This window comes from Methylophaga sp. SB9B (assembly GCF_004832235.1).
Taxonomy (GTDB): domain Bacteria; phylum Pseudomonadota; class Gammaproteobacteria; order Nitrosococcales; family Methylophagaceae; genus Methylophaga; species Methylophaga muralis.
Window position 1 is genome coordinate 64,426 of the sequence record NZ_SSXS01000003.1, and the last position, 16,519, is coordinate 80,944.

A 16,519-nucleotide genomic window follows, 5' to 3' on the forward strand; every position below is an offset into this window, starting at 1 on the left:
CCGCGGTAGATGATGAGGTTATGGATAAAGTTAAACAGGAAATAGAACGACGTTTGCAGCAGCCGGTTGTATTGGAAATTGCTGTCAGGGTGATTCGATAAACAACAGCTCAGACCCAGAGAAACAGGGTCTGAGCGGTCAATTATTAAGGCTTGCGAAAACGTAAGGTCATCCGGTCACTTTCACCAATTGCCTGATATTTAGCTCTATCAGATTCATTTTCAACTCGTAGATTAGGCGGTAGTGTCCATACACCATTTGGATGATCAGCTGTGTCAGCAGGGTTGGCATTGATTTCAGATTTTTCTTCCAAAACAAAACCTGCTTTTTCTGCCAGCGAAATCACATATTCTTCGGTGAGATAGCCGCTTTTTTTCATTATGGCAATTGATGTGTCTGGTTTAGCCCGATGGTCGGTTACACCGAGAATACCACCGGATTTCAGTACGTCGAATATGGCTGAAAAAGCTTGATCAGCAAATTCTCCCTGTACCCAGTTATGTACATTTCTGAAAGTCAGCACGGCATCTACGCTGGCAGGTTCGGCAAACTGCCAGTTGGTTTCAGGACCAAACTCAGTAATCACTACTTCATCGTAAAGTTCAGGAGAAGCCTCAAGCCAGGCGTTATATTCCTGGCGAATGGTTTGCCGGTAGGCTGAGCTTGTGTCAGCCGCAAATCCCGCAGCAATTAACTCGCCATCACCTTGTTTTAACCAAGGCGCAAGGATTTCGGTGTACCAGCCGCGTCCGGGCCAGATTTCGACGATTCGCATATTTTCTGTCACACCGAAAAAATTCAACGTCTCAGCAGGATGACGATATGCATCACGCTGTTTATTGCTTTCGGCACGATGAGGACTTTCAATCGTAGTCTGTAACAAATCATTTGCAAATGATGAATGGCTAAGTGGAAGCAGTGAAAAAAGCAAAATCTGGGAATAAATACGTGGTAAGGCCATAAAATTTTTCCTATTTAAACCAATGTTAATTCTGTATTAACTGACTGCATGATACGCTCAAGGTTGCCGGAAACTTTCAACACCTTTGGTCGTAAATTTGTCTTCTGAGTACTTAGCGGGTAGTTTTAAAGGCTATACCCCAATGTAGCAGACTGAGATTCTATATCTGCCTGTCGCAAGTGTGCCCAGAAAAAAACTCATTGTGATGAAGATATTAAACAGATATGACAGATAACAGCGAAAAACTCAAAATTGCCTTGTTAAATATTCATGGACTGATTCGAGGACATGATCTTGAGCTCGGGCGAGACGCAGATACAGGTGGACAGACACTTTATGTACTTGAATTAGCTCAGGCTTTATCTGAGCAGGAAAGGGTTGGTGAAGTCTTACTGATTACCCGTCGAGTAGTGGATGAAGAAATATCCCCGGATTATTCGCGTCCGATTGAGCAACTCAACGATAAGTTACGAATTATCAGGATTGAGGCGGGTCCTGAACAATATCTGGCAAAAGAACAGATTTGGGAACACCTTGATACCTTTGCCGATAATCTGGTGGATTTTTTCCGTGAACAGGAGTTTTTACCGGATATTCTGCACAGTCACTATGCCGATGCCGGTCTGGTGGCATCACATATAGCTAATCAACTGGGTATTCCCCTTATTCATACCGGTCACTCGTTAGGACGCGTCAAACGCCGAAGGTTGCTGGCCAGTGGCGTCGATATCGAGCAACTGGAACAGCAGTACAAGATGAATCAGCGCATTGAGGCTGAAGAAATTACCTTGGCGACAGCAGAGCGGGTAATAACCAGTACTCATCAGGAAATTCAAGAGCAGTACGAGTTATATGATCATTATCAACCCGCACAAATGCGTATTGTGCCGCCAGGCACCAATGTGCAGCAATTTACTCCGCCAAAAGGCGACGAGCTGCAAAGCGAATTATTCAACCGTATTACTCAGCATCTGGATGAACCTGAAAAGCCGATGATTCTGGCGTTGTCACGCCCTCCCTGATAAACGTAAAAATATTGTCAGCCTGATTGAAGCCTATGGTCAATCCGAAATATTGCAGCAACATGCCAATGTATTGATTATCGCCGGTAACCGGGATGATATTGATGATTTGGAACGTGGTGCGCAGGAAGTGTTCCATGAACTTCTGGTCGCGATTGATCGTTATGATCTTTATGGCAAAGTCACCATTCCCAAACATCATCGTCGTGATGAAGTGCCACTGATTTACCGTATTGCTGCTGCTACCAGGGGTGTCTTTGTGAATCCTGCCCTGACTGAGCCTTTCGGTCTTACGCTGATTGAGGCGGCTGCCAGCGGCTTACCGATTGTTGCCACTGAAGACGGTGGACCCAGAGATATTATGGCCAATTGTTTAAATGGTGAGTTGATTGATCCTCTTGAAGTTTCCAGCATCAGTTCAGCGATTGAAAAGTTGATTCTAGATGAGGTTTATTGGCAACAGTGTCAGCAAAATGGATTAAAGGGCGTGACGCAACATTATTCCTGGCATGCCCATGCCAAACGTTATCTGGAAATCATTGAACCGATAGCCGCCCGTACTGAAAAACTGTTACGCCTTCCGGTTGAGCGTCGTGAATCCGGACGCGATGAGAGGGCACTGGTCACCGATCTGGATTTGAATCTGGTCGGGGATGATGAATCTTTGCAGGCATTGGTAAATTTGCTTCGTGAACATCGTAAAAGTACCAAGTTTGTGATTGCCACCGGACGACGTTTGGATCAGGCCTTAAAACTGATGAAAAAACATCGTATTCCCGAACCGGATATTCTGATCACCAGTAGCGGCAGTGAAATCTATTACGCCCCCAAACTGACACCGGATACCGCCTGGACGAAACATATTGATCATTTATGGTTGCCTCACCGGGTCAGTAAACTGCTGGATGAGATTCCGGGACTGGAGCGACAGCCAAAGTCGGAACAGAGTCAGTTCAAGCTCAGCTATTACATTGATCGGGATCAGGTTGATATCGAAGACATTAAATCGTTATTACATCGCGAGGAATTATCGGTTCATGTGCAGCTGGCATTTGGTCAGTATCTGGATATTCTGCCGCTCAGAGCGTCAAAAGGTATGGCATTAAGATTTGTCGCTAATCGCTGGCAGATGCCGCTAGAACGTATTTGTGTTGCCGGTGGCAGCGGTGCAGATGAAGATATGATGCGCGGTAATACATTGGCAGTGGTGGTGGCAAACAGACACCACGAGGAACTGTCACAGCTGGAAGATTTCTCACATATTTATTTTGCCCATAAACCCTTTGCCGCAGGGATTATGGAAGCTATTGAATATTATGATTTTTTTGAAATCACTTCTGAACAAGCAACAGGTTCACGTTAAATGAGTGCAAAACTTTTACTCTGTACCGATATGGATCGCACAGTGATACCCAATGGAATGCAAGCCGAACATCCTGATGCACGGCGACGATTCCGCAAGTTCTGCCAAGCAGATAATGTCTGTCTGGTTTATGTGACAGGGCGACATCGGCAATTGGTAGAAAAAGCGATACGAACCTATAGTTTGCCGACACCGGATTACATCATCAGTGATGTTGGCACCAAGATTTTTCAGTTCAAGGATCAGCATTGGCAAGAAGTGCAGAGTTGGTGTGATGAGATTGATCAGGATTGGAATGGAAATTCTCATAGCGATCTTAAAGCCTTATTGAGCGATATTAAGGATCTGCAATTGCAGGAGTTCAGCAAACAAAACACTCACAAACTGAGTTTTTATCTGCCCTTATATCTGGATAAAGATGCTGTAATTGACGCCGTTCAGCAGCGTTTGGCTGCCAAACAGATTCAGGCCTCAGTCATGTGGAGTATTGATGAACTAACTAATGTTGGTTTATTGGATGTGTTGCCAAAACATGCAACCAAATTACATGCCATTGAATTTCTACAAAATCGACTGGGTTACGATGACAGTGAAGTAATTTTCGCTGGTGACAGTGGTAACGATATGCCTGTATTGGCCAGCCCGATACTATCCGTAGTGGTGAACAATGCTTCAGCTGAAATTAAAGCCATGGCGCAGCAACTTGTAACAGAAAATGGCCATCCACAATCACTCTATATCGCAGGCGATCCTGGAGCATTAGGCATGAATGGAAATTACAGTGCAGGTGTTTTACAAGGCGTCTGGCATTATGCCGAAGCGTTTAGAAACCAACTTGAAACGGGAGACAATCCATGAGTCCGCAGTCAGCCTTAGCCATTTTCGGCGAAGTTTTATTTGATTGTTTTCCGGATGGTGAGAAGAAACTAGGCGGTGCTCCGTTCAATGTAGCCTGGCATCTGCAGGCTTTTGGTGATAACCCTTTATTTATCTCCAGTGTCGGAGAGGATGAGTCGGGAGAGCAAATTCGCCATGCGATGCAACAATGGCAACTCTCAGCAGAAGGTTTACAAACCGATAAAAGTCATCAAACAGGTGAGGTTAAAGTCAGTTTGCAGGGAGGGGAACCCTCTTATGACATCATGATTGAACGGGCTTATGACTTTATTCAAACGTCCCATTTGCCCAACCTGAGAAATGATGCGGTGGTGTATCACGGCTCATTAGCACTTAGAAATGCGGTTTCTCAAAGTGCGCTCGAGTTTCTGACCAGACCTAAATCTGTTTCTGTGTTTATGGATGTTAATTTACGCAGCCCTGGTGGACGAAGGAAGGCATATATACGTGTCTGGAACGGGCAAAATGGTGCAAGCTCAATCAACATGAATTAGCTGAATTGGGTTTTAATTCTGCTGATTTGCAACAGGATATGACGCGCATGCAAAGTCATTTTCAGTTAGAGCAACTGATTGTGACACGAGGAGAAGAGGGCGCTATCGTGCGTTGCAATGATGGCGCATTTTATGAACAAAAATGTGTGGCTGCTGACAAATTAGTGGATTCGGTCGGGGCTGGTGATGCCTTCACTGCTATGTATATTCACGGTCTGTTGGCGGGATGGCCGGTACAGAAAATTTTATTGAAAGCTCAGCAGTTTGCCAGCAAGGTGATAGGATTACGCGGAGCGGTCAGCGAAGATCCTGCTTTTTATTCTGAATTCAGCTAGGGACTTAAAGATCAACAGACCCTAAAGTCATCACAGAAATATCTGCCTCTATTAATCAGGAAATTACATGTACGAACAGCAATCGCATTCGCTTTTGAATGCCATCCTGAATCAGATTGAGCCCGAATTTGCCAAACATGATCTGCGTTATTTCTACACGCGTCTGGGGGCTAACTTTTATGCGATTCATTCCTTGTTCGAGCGCCTATATGGCAAACGCCCGGATTTTGCTGAACAGGCACAACGTCTGGTAGAGACCCTCGCTCGGCAATATATCGATCGGTCCGACGTACTACGGGCCAAAGATATGGAACGGGAGCAGGATTACAACTGGTTTCTCAGTCAGAAATGGGTTGGCATGGCATTGTATTGCAACGGGTTTGCCAAGAATCTGCAAGGCATGCGTGAGCATCTGCATTATTTCCAGGATTTAGGGATTAATCTGGTTCATGTGATGCCAATTATGAAATGCCCGGAAGGTAAAAGTGATGGCGGCTATGCGGTCAGCAATTTCCGTGAAATTGATCCGCGGGCCGGTGATTTAAACGATTTGCGAGCATTGGCAGATGATTTACGCCAACGCGATATGCTGTTGGTAATGGACGTGGTGTTAAACCACACCTCCGATCAACATGAATGGGCGCAAAAAGCCCGTGATGGTTATTCACCATACCGTGACTACTATTACACCTTCGAAAACCGTCATGTGCCGGATATGTTTGAACAAAGCATGCCCGAAGTGTTCCGGAAACGGCTCCAGGTAATTTCACCTGGAACGAAGAAATGCAGCGCTGGGTAATGACGGTATTTAATGAATATCAATGGGATTTGAACTATAGCAATCCCACCGTCTTTATTGAAATGCTGGATATTATTTTGTTCTGGGCCAATCAAGGTGCCGACATAGTTCGTCTTGATGCCGTGGCTTTTTTATGGAAAAAAATCGGCAGTACCTGCCAGAACGAACGTGAAGCCCATTTGATTTTGCAGTTAATGAAAGACTGCTGTCAGGTAACGGCTCCAGGCGTATTGTTTATTGCTGAAGCCATTGTCGCGCCGGTAGAAGTCACCAAGTATTTTGGTGAGGATGCGGTGATCGCCAAAGAATGCGAAATCGCCTATAACGCCACATTTATGGCTTTGTTATGGGATGCCGTGGCCACAAAAAATGCCCGGCTATTAAACCAAGGTATTAAAAGCCTGCCGGTAAAACTCGAACGCGCCACCTGGCTGAACTATATCCGCTGCCATGATGATATCGGTTTAGGTTTTGATGACAAAGATATTGAACTTGCCGGTTATGAGCCGCGTGATCATCGACGGTTTTTGATCGACTATTTCACAGGTAAGTTTGCCGATTCCCATGCCCGAGGTGTGCCTTTCGGTCAGAACGATAAAACCGGTGATGCACGTATTTCCGGCTCTTTGGCCTCATTGGTGGGTCTGCAACATGCAATTGATATCGGCGATGAAAAGGCGATAGATGATGCCGTGCGTATTATTGTGTTGCTACATAGTTTGATTCTGTCATTTGGCGGGTTGCCACTGTTGTATTACGGTGATGAAATCGGCACTACCAATGATGAAAGCTATCGCAATGATCCGGTCAAAATGGATGATTCACGCTGGGTACATCGACCTTTCATCGATTGGCAGAAAGCAGAAAAACGTAATGTGCCTGGCACGATTGAATATCTGATATTTAATCAGTTGAAAACGCTGATTGCTGTGCATAAAGAATTGGATGCGTTTGCTGATTTTAATAACCGCGATCTGGTCGATGTAGATAATCCGCATCTGTTTGTTTTTGAGCGATATCACCTGCAAAAACCGGCAGACAGAGTCTTGGTCGTCGCAAATTTTGATCGAAAATCACAACGATTGGATTTGGATCAATTACCTAGATGGTCGCAATCTCATCATGGTTATCTGGTCGATGCAATAACCGGACAAAGCCCTGAAAAATTCGGTAATACGGTGGTGGTCCCGCGTTTCGGTTGTTACTGGTTAACCGAAAAGTAATCGTTTTCAGAATTTACATTGATCATCACACGTTTTCCCACCAACTAAACGGGCAATGGGATGACGAAAACGGGCAAAAACCAGATAGGCTAAATCTGCAAACCAGCGAATCACCGGCCAACGCAGGATTTGTAGCCATTTATGATGGCCTACAAGACCCCATGCTTTGGCTGTAACATCTAACCCTGTAATGATTTGGCCATTCGCCAATTGACCATGCAATCGTTTATCAGCGCTAACCACATCAATGTAGGGATAACGATAAACAAAATCGATGGCATGAATATCTTCAAAATGCAGCTTTTTCCGGGTATCTAATTGCTTAAGCAAAGCAATTTCTTTTGTACACAAAGGGCAGTGCCCATCAAAAAATACTGTCAACTGATGCATGGTTTTTGCTCTACTGTAAAGTGTGCCAATCAGACGTTATTTTTCTGACTTAGTTCTACTTTGAACCGAACCTATATCCCTCAAGACAGTCTGTGAACTGACTGCATTTAACACCATCACCGGAGTGTCAAAACCTATGACCACAGGATTATTCTGGTTTACCAACGATCTGCGACTGCATGACCAACCCGCATTATGGAAAATGCAGTCGGTCGATAAACTGATCTGTGTATTTTGTATTGATCCACAATGGTTCAGACCTAATGGTTTAAATGCCAAAGCGATGGGAGAAAGACGCTTACAGTTTTTATATGAATCTCTGGCAGATCTTCAGCAGCAATTACAACAATTTGGGCAACAGTTGATCATCAAACAACAAACACCGCATAAAGCTCTGACAGAATTAATTGAGTTTTATAACGTTGATATTATCGTTCGCAGTCAGCATGCAGGTGTTTACGAAAACAGGCATTGGCATTTGCTGCAGCAACAATTTCCACAGCGAAAATTTATTACCGAAGTGAGTCATAACCTTTTTGCTGCAGAGGATTTGCCGTTTGCTATCGGTGACTTACCAGACAGTTTTACCCAGTTTCGCAAACTGGTAGAGGACTTAGCATTGCCCAGGCCCATGTCTGCACCACAGCAGTTACCACCGCCACCAGGGCCGATTGCGATAGACAAGCTATCAACACCAATACACAAACCGTCTCCATTTCATGGTGGCGAAACCGCGGCGCTAGAACATATTAGTGAGTATTTTTCTGCGGATCTGCCAGCAAATTACAAACAAGTCAGAAATGAACTGGATGGCTGGCAACATTCGACCAAATTTTCCCCCTGGTTGGCTCTGGGCTGCCTGTCTGTTCGCCATCTGGTGAGTAAACTTAGAACCTATGAACAGAATAAAACCAGCAATGATTCAACTTACTGGATTTATTTTGAATTGCTGTGGCGAGAGTATTTTCAATGGTATGCCATGCGGCATGGCGCCAAATTATTTCGTTTTGACGGCATAAAAAACACCAAAAGCCGGCGTTGTTATTATCCTGAGCGTTATCAAAAATGGTGCAATGGCAATACGCCATATCCGCTAGTCAATGCCTGTATGAAACAGCTCAATGCAACGGGTTATATGTCAAACCGTGGCAGACAAATTGTTGCCAGTTGCTTTGTTTATGATTTGAATCTGGACTGGCGTTTCGGCGCAGCGTATTTCGAACAACAGTTGATTGATTATGATGTCGCCGCCAATTGGGGTAACTGGCAGTATATTGCCGGGGTAGGGGCTGATCCACGCGGTGGACGACATTTCAATATAGAAAAGCAGACCCAGCAGTATGATCCAAATGGTGAGTTTATCCGTCGTTGGGAAGGAGGGATTGATATTGTCCCACTGGATTCAGTCGATGCCGCAGACTGGCCTATTATGCCGCCACCCAAACAATAATGACCCGTCAACACATCAATATCGTCTGGTTCAAACGTGATTTAAGGCTTGCCGATAACGCAGCTTTTCACGCAGCCTGTGAACAGGATTTACCCATTTTATTATTGTATGTAGTTGAACCTTCACTGCTGGCAGATCCGCATTACAGCCTGCGGCATTGGCGATTTGTCTGGCAATCATTGCAACAACTTAATCAACAATTAGCTGCTGATAAAACCAAGGTCGTGGTTATTGAAGACGAAGCATTAGGGGTGTTTCAAGAGCTCCAACAATATTTTCAAATAAACACGGTTTTCAGTCATCAGGAAATTGGTCTCAATATCACTTTTGACCGGGATAAAACCCTGAAACAGTATTTCAGCCAGCAGCAGATAAGCTGGCATGAGTTTGCTCAAGGCGCTGTAATTCGTGCAGCCTCGACGCGAGATGATTGGGATAAACATTGGCAACAGGTAATGCGGACACCATTGCTGGAAGCTCGGTGGCAGCGGGCGCAATTTATTATTGATTTACCACTAGTCGAATTCAGTTCTCCAGCAGAGTGGCAACAAGCTGATGTCTCATTTCAATATGGAGGTGAATTAACCGCGTTGAGTGTGCTCGCCGATTTTTTTGCTGAACGTGGTAGACACTATCACAAGCATATTTCCAGCCCGGATCTAAGTCGTCAAACCTGCTCCAGAATGTCGCCGTATCTTGCCTGGGGCAATATCAGCCTTCGGCAGGTTTATCAACAATTACTGCAGCACTGGAATGATCCTGGCTGGCGCAGACCCTTGACTGCATTTGCCTCAAGGCTGCACTGGCATTGTCATTTTATGCAGAAATTTGAGAGCGAAACGGCGATGGAATATCGCCCGGTAAATCGTGGTTATCAAAACTATCCCTGGCGAGAAGATAAACAGTCGGAAGTCGAATTATTAGCCTAGCAACGCGGTAAAACCGGTTTTCCATTGGTGGATGCCAGCATGCGCTGTTTGATAGCTACTGGGTATATCAATTTTCGAATGCGCGCGATGTTAGTGAGTTTTTTATGTCATCAACTGCATATCGATTGGCAACGCGGGAGTTATCATTTAGCTCAGATCTTTCTGGATTTTGAACCAGGTATTCACTATCCACAGCTACAAATGCAGGCAGGCGTGACTGGCACCAACACGATTCGAATTTACAATCCAACCAAGCAAGCCGAAGAGCAGGATCCCGAAGGCAAGTTTATTCGTGAATGGTTACCCGAGCTGAGCGAATTGCCCAATGAGATTATTCATCGACCATGGGAAGTCACGCCAATGGAGTCGATGATGTTAAATTTTGAGTTAGGGCGAGATTACCCATTTCCCATTGTTGATATTAAAGCTACCTCAAAACAAAGCCGGGATAGTTTATGGGCCTGGCGTAAACGAGAAGATGTTCAGCAGGAAAATCAGCGCATATTACGTCGTCATGTGCGCTTAAGCTCTCGTTAACCACTACGAATTGCCATTCAGTTAGTCAAGCACTGATAATATGGCTTGAACACCCTTAATTTTATTTTCCGGAGAATATATGACACTAGCCTTTGCTGCGGTGGTGGTTGGTCTAGCCTTGTTAGTTTGGAGTGCAGATCGATTTATTGATGGTGCCGCCGTGTCCGCTCGATATTTTGGTATGCCACCTTTGTTAATCGGCATGGTAATTGTGGGGTTTGGTACTTCGGCTCCGGAAATGGTGGTATCAGCAATAGCGGCAACGCAAGGAAATCCGGGATTGGCGCTGGGCAATGCATATGGTTCAAACATCACTAATATCGCATTGATCTTGGGTTTGACAGCGGTATTAAGTCCTATTGCTGTGCATTCTCAGGTTTTACGCAAAGAATTACCAATTCTGATTGGCGTTACAGCATTAGCCGCATGGCAATTAGCCGATGGAACGTTATCCAGATTTGATGCTGGTATTTTGATATTGGTATTTTTTATCTTGATGGGCTGGACCATTTATCAGGGCATGAGGAAGTCGCCGGATGCGTTTGGTACAGAAATGGAAGCCGAATTCAACACTGAAACCATGAGCCTGAAAAAAGCCTTGATATGGTTATTTATCGGTCTGGTTTTATTGATTATCAGTTCACGAATTTTAGTATGGGGCGCTGTTGAAATTGCCGTCGCTTTTGGAGTTAGTGACCTGATTATTGGTTTAACGGTGGTGGCTATCGGTACCTCATTACCAGAGTTAGCTTCATCGTTAATTGCAGTGAAAAAAGGCGAACACGATATCGCGCTGGGCAATGTAATTGGCTCAAATTTGTTTAACACATTGGCTGTGGTCGGTATTGCCGGATTGATTCACCCGTTTGCGGTGCCAGCTGAAGTACTTTCGCGTGATGTCGTCGTGATGGCTGGATTGACTATTCTATTGTTTATCTTTGGCTTTGGGATCGGCAGACAAGGACGAATCAATCGACTTGAAGGGGGCTTTTTCATGCTGGTGTTTGTTGCTTATACCGCTTATCTAATCAGTACTATCGTGACCTGAACCCGGAGCTTGGCATGATGCAGTGGTTATTACAGTTTTGGGAGCAGAACTCAGCATTAATTCTAGCTATTGGTTATAAGCTGGTGATGACGGTGGTGGTATTGATAGCGGCTACCGTCATCTCTCGTTTGATACGACGGGTATTTACCAATACCAATTTCAAGTTAAAGAGTATCGATCCTGCTGTCATCAAGTTATTCAGCTCAACTATGGCCTACCTGGTCTATGCCGTCGCTGTATTAATTATTCTCGATATGTTCGGTTTTAATACTGCAAGTATTATTGCCTTATTGGGTGCTGCTGGTCTTGCGGTGGGCTTGGCTTTACGGGAAACGCTAAGCAATATTGCTGCTGGCATCATGCTATTGTTTTTAAAGCCTTTCAAACTTGATGATTTTATTCAGTGTGGAGAGCTGGTGGGTGGGGTTCGTGAAATCGGTTTATTTACCACTATTCTCGAAACACCTGATGGGTTGTATATTTCGGTGCCCAACAGTCGCTTATGGGGCGCACCGATTACCAACTTTACCCGCAACAGTAAGCGGCGACTGGAAGTGATTGTTGGCATTTCCTATAGCGATCCAATTGATGTGGCATTGGAGGTGCTTCATAACGTTGTGGAAAGTCATCCAGCCTTGTTGGAAACCCCGGCACCGCAGATCTTTGTTTCCTCAATGGGAGAGAGTTCCATCCAATTACATATGCGAGCCTGGACAACGATAGATGTATTCTGGAAAACCTATTGGGAGTTAAACAAAATTGTTAAAGAGCAAATCGAAGCAGCCGGTTTAACGATTCCATTCCCTCAGCGGGTATTAACGCTGGCGGATAATTTAACGATTTCAAAAAAACAAAATGAAGTGGAAGCAGAAGCGAATTCAAAATTAAGTCAGCACTGAAATATATGTGACTTGCATCACATAAATTTTTGTAAGATACTCCCGCTCTTAAGTGTTTGATTACTAAGGATTGGGTATGAAGACGGGGTTGGGTGATGTCGATAATGAATGTCTGCAGGTCGTATTAGACATTATCAGCGATGGTGTATGGGATTGGCACGCGAATACCGGCTATGTTTATCGCAGTCCGGGTTGGGGTCGTATGTTGGGTTATCCTGCAGACGCCATCCCTTCTACTATAGCGTTTTGGGAAGGATCCTTGCATCCAGAAGATCGCGAACGTGTACTCAAACACTTTGACGATTACATCCATAATCACACCAGCATTTATCATCTTGAATATCGCTTCCGCAAAGCCGACAACACCTACTTATGGTTAGAAGACCGCGCCAAAATCATTGAGTGGAATGAAGATGGATCGGTCGCCAGAATGATTGGCGCCCATCGTGATATTAATGAGCGCAAAATGAATCTGGAGCGACTTGCAGAGCAAAATCATTCGCTTGAAGATTTAGTTGAAGAACGCACCCATCAGTTGATTCAAACTAATGCTGAATTAGAAAATAAAATTGCCGAAGTTCAGCGATTGGCAGAAACCGATACGCTTACTGGCGTGGCTAATCGTTACCGGCTGGAGAAAACCCTGGAGCACGAAGTAGAGCGTGCTGAACGTTTTCATCAGCCCTTATCCGTGATTGCGCTGGATATTGATGATTTTAAGATAGTTAATGATGAGTTCGGTCATGCCAATGGTGACATGGTGCTGGTGCAAATGAGTCGACTGTTGAAAAAGAACATTCGCGAAATTGATTTACTGGCGCGTTGGGGCGGTGATGAGTTTATGATTCTGTTACCTAATACCGGGCTTGAAGCTGCTGCGCATACCGCTGAAAAATTACGTCAACTTATTGTTGATGCCAAACTGGATAAGCGCGCCACAATCACTACAAGTTTTGGTGTTGCTCAGTTGCGTCAGGGCGAGTCAGCTATGCGTTTATCTATTCGTGCTGACAACGCCCTTTATCAATCAAAAGAATCTGGAAAAAACCGTATCAGTTCTTAAACTAGTCTTGCCCAGAGGTCGTGTTCATCGGCTTCTTCGAATTCAACTTCGACGATATCGCCAACTTTTAAATGGGTTGCGTGATCGATAAATACCTGACCATCTATTTCCGGTGCATCTGCCCGGCTACGGCCCACAGCACCTTCTTCAACGACTTCATCAATAATGACAAAATCGCGCTTGCCCACTTTTTGTTGCAAACGCTGAGCACTGATCTCGGCTTGCTTAGCCATAAAGCGGGCCAGACGTTGTTCTTTAACTTCTTCCGGTACTGGATCGGGCAATTCATTTGCTACAGCTCCATCTACTGGTGAATATTTAAATGCACCCGCTTTATCCAATTGAGCTTGATCCAGAAAATCCAATAATTCTTCAAATTCGGCTTCGGTTTCACCAGGAAAACCCACAATAAAGGTACTGCGTAAGGTGATTTCAGGACAAATCGCCCGCCATGCACGGATTCGTTCAAGATTGTTCTGTGAAGAAGCGGGACGTTTCATTAGTTTCAGAATACGTGGGCTGGCATGCTGAAATGGAATATCCAGATAAGGCAGAATCTTGCCTTCGGCCATTAACGGAATCACATCATCAACATGCGGGTACGGGTAAACATAATGCATCCGTACCCAAATGCCGAGTTCACCCAGTGCTTTGGCCATGGCAGTAAAGCGAGTGGCAATTTTTTCACCCTGCCATTCGTATTCGGCATATTTCAAATCCACACCGTAGGCACTGGTATCTTGAGATATAACGAGAATTTCTTTTACGCCAGCGTCGGCTAAACGTTTTGCTTCAGCGATGACCTGATTGACAGGACGGCTGACTAAGTCACCACGCATTGACGGAATAATGCAGAAGGTACAGCGATGATTACAGCCCTCGGAAATTTTCAGGTACGCATAATGGCGAGGAGTCAGTTTGATGCCTTCAGGTGGTACCAGACTGATAAACGGATCATGGGGTTGTGGTAAGTGTTTGTGTACAGCACCAACTACTTCTTCCAGCGCATGAGCACCGGTAATTTCCAGCACCTGCGGATGTCTTTCACGAATCGTATTATCACGGCTACCCAGACAACCGGTGACAATAACTTTGCCATTATGGGCGATGGCTTCACCGATACTCTCCAGCGATTCTTCAACAGCAGAATCAATAAACCCACAGGTATTAACTACAACAAGATCAGCATCATCGTAATTTGCTGAAATCTCATAACCTTCGGAACGTAGCTTGGTGATAATGCGTTCGCTGTCGACCAGTGCTTTGGGGCAACCTAGACTGACAAAACCGACCTGTGGAGCTTTCATAAGCGTAACCTGTAACTGGGAGAGCGTAAAAGGCGGCTATTCTATCTTGTTTACTATACCGCTGGTAATCTTTCATAGCCGTCTCTATCGAAAAAGTGGATGAAAAACTGCTGCCATATTGATTACGATTTCAGTGACTTATAATCATTCAGATGTAGGCGAGTAATTGTTTGTCTCGGTATATCCGAGCATAATTTACCGTGTCAGAACACCCGAGGTGATTATGATGATAAAAGCAATTTTATTTGATATCAGTGGTGTATTGCATGTTGATAAGTTACCAGTTGCTGGTGCTATTGAAGCCATTCAGCGGGCCCGAGACGAGCAAAAGATTGTCCGGTTTGTAACCAATACCTCTCGCAGTACCAGCACGGACATGTTGCAATCTTTATTACAAATGGGTTTTGACCTAAGTGTAGACGAAGTATTTACTGCTCCGGTGGCGCTAAGACAAGTGCTGCAGCAACGCAAATTACGTCCGTATTGTCTGGTTCACAAAAATTTGCTGCCGGAATTTGCCGATCTGGATCAGAATTCTCCCAATGCTGTGGTAGTTGCGGATGCCGCTGATGGTTTTAGTTATGAGAGCATGAACCGAGCATTTCAGTTGATTATGCAAGGTGCTCCCTTATTGGGAGTTGGTTTGAATCGCTATTTTAGACAAAACAATCAGTTATTGTTGGATGCCGGGCCTTTTATTGCCGCACTTGAATTTGCTTGTGATGTAGAAGCTGAGATTTTGGGGAAACCGGCGAAAGCATTTTTTCAAACGGCAGTGGAATCGACAGGTTTTAAAGCTGAAGAAGTACTAATGATTGGTGATGATATGTTTGCTGATGTGGAAGGGGCGTTGGCTGCAGGATTAAGAGCCTGTCTGGTGCAAACTGGAAAATATACACCAGGAGACGAAGAGAAGATTCGTCATCCCGGTGCATGGCTTTGTCCTAATGTGGTCGATGCGATAAATCGGGTGATTAAACCATCCTATGATTATTCGAACAGATAGGCGCCATACCCGACAACACTGTCTTTTTTGCCAACCACATCACCTGAATTACTTAAGGCCATTATTTGCCCTGACATATTTTCATTACGGGCAAACTCGAGAAAGCCACGAATGGCATCACAGCCGCAAGCATGAAATTTATCAATATCATGATTATCCATACTGATGATCGCTTGAGAAGTATATTGGTCAATTTTGCGAGCGGTTTCGTAATCGAGATAGTGGCTCAGATCAGAACTGATCACGATTAATGACTTAGCATCTTTGGTTGCAGTGCCCAATACATCGGCAATTAATGCAGAACTGGCTTTACCGGTCAGCAACGGCACAATTTCAAATTGGTTAAGCGAATATTGTAAAAAAGGTAATTGGACTTCCAGGCAATGTTCGCTGTCGTGTGGGCTTTCGTATGTTTCCACCCCTTTAATGCGGCTTAACTGCGGATAGATTTTTTTGTCTACCGCCACACTGCCCATCGGGGTGGCAAAGTAATCTGCCTCACTCATCGCTACGCCTTTAAAGTCCGTTCGATGGGAGGGGCCAATTAATACGACACGTTCAATATCATCAGCAATTTCTATTAAAGACTGATAAGCCTTGGCGGCAACCTGGCCGGAATAAAAAAAACCACCATGCGGCACAATCAAGGCTTTTGCACGATGGTGGATATGATCTGAGGGGTTATCAAATTGTTTGGTGAGCAGGTCTTCCAGCTCGGTCGATCGGGCGGGATAATACAAACCTGCAACTGCGCTTGGGCGAATCGAAATCATTGTTTTTATCCTCAACTCTAAGG

At 44.7% G+C, this 16,519-nt stretch carries 11 protein-coding genes and 4 pseudogenes; 11 read left to right on the forward strand and 4 right to left on the reverse strand.

Annotation, left to right across the window (positions count from 1 at the left end; genetic code table 11):
* Positions 1 to 145: 145 nt before the first annotated feature.
* Positions 146 to 961 (reverse strand): class I SAM-dependent methyltransferase, encoded by an 816-nt coding sequence (locus tag E8Q33_RS04265; RefSeq protein ID WP_136553081.1) that lies wholly within the window; start codon positions 959 to 961, stop codon positions 146 to 148.
* 224 nt (positions 962 to 1,185) lie between these two features.
* On the opposite strand from E8Q33_RS04265, the pseudogene E8Q33_RS04270 reads away from it, so the two are divergent.
* The 4 genes and pseudogenes from E8Q33_RS04270 (at position 1,186) to E8Q33_RS04285 (ending at position 7,094) form a co-directional block, all read left to right on the forward strand.
* Positions 1,186 to 3,346: pseudogene (locus tag E8Q33_RS04270) on the forward strand (HAD-IIB family hydrolase).
* On the forward strand, positions 3,347 to 4,204 hold the full coding sequence (locus E8Q33_RS04275) for an HAD-IIB family hydrolase (protein ID WP_136553083.1): 858 nt from the start codon (positions 3,347 to 3,349) through the stop codon (positions 4,202 to 4,204).
* Positions 4,201 to 5,072, forward strand: a pseudogene (locus E8Q33_RS16655) (carbohydrate kinase). The gene E8Q33_RS04275 and the pseudogene E8Q33_RS16655 overlap by 4 nt, the downstream one beginning before the upstream one ends.
* A 67-nt stretch (positions 5,073 to 5,139) precedes the next feature.
* Positions 5,140 to 7,094, forward strand: a pseudogene (locus E8Q33_RS04285) (amylosucrase).
* A 6-nt stretch (positions 7,095 to 7,100) separates the two neighbouring features.
* Here E8Q33_RS04285 and E8Q33_RS04290 read toward each other — a convergent pair.
* Positions 7,101 to 7,484, reverse strand: coding sequence for a thiol-disulfide oxidoreductase DCC family protein (locus E8Q33_RS04290; protein WP_069295306.1), 384 nt, complete (start codon positions 7,482 to 7,484; stop codon positions 7,101 to 7,103).
* A gap of 136 nt (positions 7,485 to 7,620) precedes the next feature.
* On the opposite strand from E8Q33_RS04290, the gene E8Q33_RS04295 reads away from it, so the two are divergent.
* The 6 genes and pseudogenes from E8Q33_RS04295 to E8Q33_RS04315 all read left to right on the forward strand — a co-directional run bounded on the left by E8Q33_RS04295 (position 7,621) and on the right by E8Q33_RS04315 (position 13,410).
* The gene (locus tag E8Q33_RS04295; RefSeq protein ID WP_136553085.1) at positions 7,621 to 8,934 is read left to right on the forward strand and encodes a DASH family cryptochrome; all 1,314 of its coding nucleotides are present in this window, start codon (positions 7,621 to 7,623) and stop codon (positions 8,932 to 8,934) included.
* Entirely contained in the window at positions 8,934 to 9,863 is a 930-nt protein-coding gene (locus E8Q33_RS15565; RefSeq protein ID WP_211116091.1) for a deoxyribodipyrimidine photo-lyase, read from the forward strand. Before E8Q33_RS04295 ends, E8Q33_RS15565 begins: the two co-directional genes overlap by 1 nt.
* Positions 9,864 to 9,875: 12 nt before the next feature.
* Positions 9,876 to 10,400: pseudogene (locus tag E8Q33_RS15570) on the forward strand (FAD-binding domain-containing protein); the annotation flags it as partial.
* A 79-nt stretch (positions 10,401 to 10,479) separates the two neighbouring features.
* The gene (locus E8Q33_RS04305; RefSeq protein WP_069295303.1) at positions 10,480 to 11,448 is read left to right on the forward strand and encodes a calcium/sodium antiporter; all 969 of its coding nucleotides are present in this window, start codon (positions 10,480 to 10,482) and stop codon (positions 11,446 to 11,448) included.
* A 14-nt stretch (positions 11,449 to 11,462) separates the two neighbouring features.
* On the forward strand, positions 11,463 to 12,347 hold the full coding sequence (locus tag E8Q33_RS04310; protein ID WP_069295302.1) for a mechanosensitive ion channel family protein: 885 nt from the start codon (positions 11,463 to 11,465) through the stop codon (positions 12,345 to 12,347).
* Between the two features lie 76 nt (positions 12,348 to 12,423).
* Positions 12,424 to 13,410 (forward strand): sensor domain-containing diguanylate cyclase, encoded by a 987-nt coding sequence (locus tag E8Q33_RS04315; protein WP_069295301.1) that lies wholly within the window; start codon positions 12,424 to 12,426, stop codon positions 13,408 to 13,410.
* On the opposite strand, the gene rimO is transcribed toward E8Q33_RS04315, so the two are convergent.
* On the reverse strand, positions 13,407 to 14,717 hold the full coding sequence (gene rimO / locus E8Q33_RS04320; protein WP_069295300.1) for a 30S ribosomal protein S12 methylthiotransferase RimO: 1,311 nt from the start codon (positions 14,715 to 14,717) through the stop codon (positions 13,407 to 13,409). The two genes, E8Q33_RS04315 and rimO, sit on opposite strands and share 4 nt — an antisense overlap.
* Before the next feature lie 223 nt (positions 14,718 to 14,940).
* Here rimO and E8Q33_RS04325 point away from each other — a divergent pair, with 223 nt between their 5' ends.
* Positions 14,941 to 15,723 (forward strand): TIGR01458 family HAD-type hydrolase, encoded by a 783-nt coding sequence (locus E8Q33_RS04325; protein WP_247869920.1) that lies wholly within the window; start codon positions 14,941 to 14,943, stop codon positions 15,721 to 15,723.
* On the opposite strand, the gene amrB is transcribed toward E8Q33_RS04325, so the two are convergent.
* A complete protein-coding gene (amrB, locus tag E8Q33_RS04330) occupies positions 15,708 to 16,496 on the reverse strand; it encodes an AmmeMemoRadiSam system protein B (RefSeq protein ID WP_069295298.1) in 789 nt (262 codons plus the stop codon). The two genes, E8Q33_RS04325 and amrB, sit on opposite strands and share 16 nt — an antisense overlap.
* Positions 16,497 to 16,519: the final 23 nt, after the last annotated feature.

What these genes read in the sequence shown, in the direction of transcription:
- E8Q33_RS04325 (WP_247869920.1), top strand. Translation starts at nt 14,941, where the DNA reads ATGATGATAAAAGCAATTTTATTTGATATCAGTGGTGTATTGCATGTT.
- E8Q33_RS04305 (WP_069295303.1), top strand. Translation starts at nt 10,480, where the DNA reads ATGACACTAGCCTTTGCTGCGGTGGTGGTTGGTCTAGCCTTGTTAGTT.
- E8Q33_RS04290 (WP_069295306.1), bottom strand. Translation starts at nt 7,484, where the DNA reads ATGCATCAGTTGACAGTATTTTTTGATGGGCACTGCCCTTTGTGTACA.
- amrB (WP_069295298.1), bottom strand. Translation starts at nt 16,496, where the DNA reads ATGATTTCGATTCGCCCAAGCGCAGTTGCAGGTTTGTATTATCCCGCC.
- E8Q33_RS04275 (WP_136553083.1), top strand. Translation starts at nt 3,347, where the DNA reads ATGAGTGCAAAACTTTTACTCTGTACCGATATGGATCGCACAGTGATA.
- rimO (WP_069295300.1), bottom strand. Translation starts at nt 14,717, where the DNA reads ATGAAAGCTCCACAGGTCGGTTTTGTCAGTCTAGGTTGCCCCAAAGCA.
- E8Q33_RS04265 (WP_136553081.1), bottom strand. Translation starts at nt 961, where the DNA reads ATGGCCTTACCACGTATTTATTCCCAGATTTTGCTTTTTTCACTGCTT.
- E8Q33_RS15565 (WP_211116091.1), top strand. Translation starts at nt 8,934, where the DNA reads ATGACCCGTCAACACATCAATATCGTCTGGTTCAAACGTGATTTAAGG.
- E8Q33_RS04295 (WP_136553085.1), top strand. Translation starts at nt 7,621, where the DNA reads ATGACCACAGGATTATTCTGGTTTACCAACGATCTGCGACTGCATGAC.
- E8Q33_RS04310 (WP_069295302.1), top strand. Translation starts at nt 11,463, where the DNA reads ATGATGCAGTGGTTATTACAGTTTTGGGAGCAGAACTCAGCATTAATT.
- E8Q33_RS04315 (WP_069295301.1), top strand. Translation starts at nt 12,424, where the DNA reads ATGAAGACGGGGTTGGGTGATGTCGATAATGAATGTCTGCAGGTCGTA.